This is a genomic window from Anditalea andensis (assembly GCF_000714815.1).
Taxonomy (GTDB): domain Bacteria; phylum Bacteroidota; class Bacteroidia; order Cytophagales; family Cyclobacteriaceae; genus Anditalea; species Anditalea andensis.
Map to the genome: position 1 here is coordinate 1 of NZ_JMIH01000056.1, position 1,051 is coordinate 1,051.

Consider the following 1,051-nt stretch of genomic DNA (forward strand, 5'->3'; position numbering starts at 1 on the left):
CATCAATTATACTTCAGCCCCACCCGAAATAGCCGAAAATAATCTTGCTCCACATCTTCGTCAGGTTTTTCTAGCATCCAGAGTTCTCCGTTACGAATCATCATACTATAAGCTTCCAGTCCTTCCGGCACAAAATTATTAATAAAAATGCCAGAGGAGTCCAAGACGGCGATGTGGTAAGGATATTTCTGCTTCATCCTGTTGTTAAAATTTATGGTTTCCTCCTGAGATTTATTTGAAAACCTCATTTCGGAATCCGCATTATCGTATCCTGGGAAATAAGCCACCAAGAAATAGCCATCAAATTTTTTAATATTTAATATCATTCCTGAAGTAAACTTTAATCCAATAAATGACCAATGGGAAGAAAATGCATCCGCGCCCTTAAAATACCTGTATTCCGGCAGATCAAGTGGGATGCTGGACAGCAAGGAATAAGGTTTGCTATTATTATAAACATATATGACCGGTTCCAATCCAAAAGCCACATATATTTTGTCATCAGTTAAAGTATATACCGGATCCCATGAATTTCTGAAAAAATATTTTCCATTCCGAAAAACACTGCTTTCTGGAAATTGAACAAAAGGTTCTTTCTCTCCCGTCTTAGGGTTGAGCCAGTTTAATAAATACATGTCGTTATATATATGCTTATCTGAATAATCTTTATTTGGCGGAAAACCCTGGTTCACATATAAATACCTGTCCTTTGATTTTTCCATACCGTGCCCGGTAAATACCGGAGTATAATTTGGTGGTTCAAAATCGACAAGCTTAACACGGGATAACATGCTCCCTTCAAAATCATATGTTAAAAACCCATTTGATCCATATATCAAAATCCTGTTGTCATCCACCAATCTCATGGTGCTCAATAATATACCATAAGCGTCAGGCAAATCCCCATATTTTGAAAATGAATTGATGATATTTCCGTCAAAATCTGCAATATTGATTTCTTGGGAATAATGCCCTCCTTCTTCAAAAAGCACAATTTTGGAAACTGGGTTCACATCATGAACCTTAAGATTACCCAAATAGTCCACCCTGA

Annotated in this window: 1 protein-coding gene; it reads right to left on the reverse strand. The window is 36.9% G+C overall.

The window, feature by feature from the left end; all coding sequences use genetic code 11:
• Positions 1-2 precede the first annotated feature (2 nt).
• Positions 3-1,051 (reverse strand): hypothetical protein (locus EL17_RS22320; protein WP_316932685.1); only part of this gene is annotated, 1,049 nt, incomplete at its 5' end.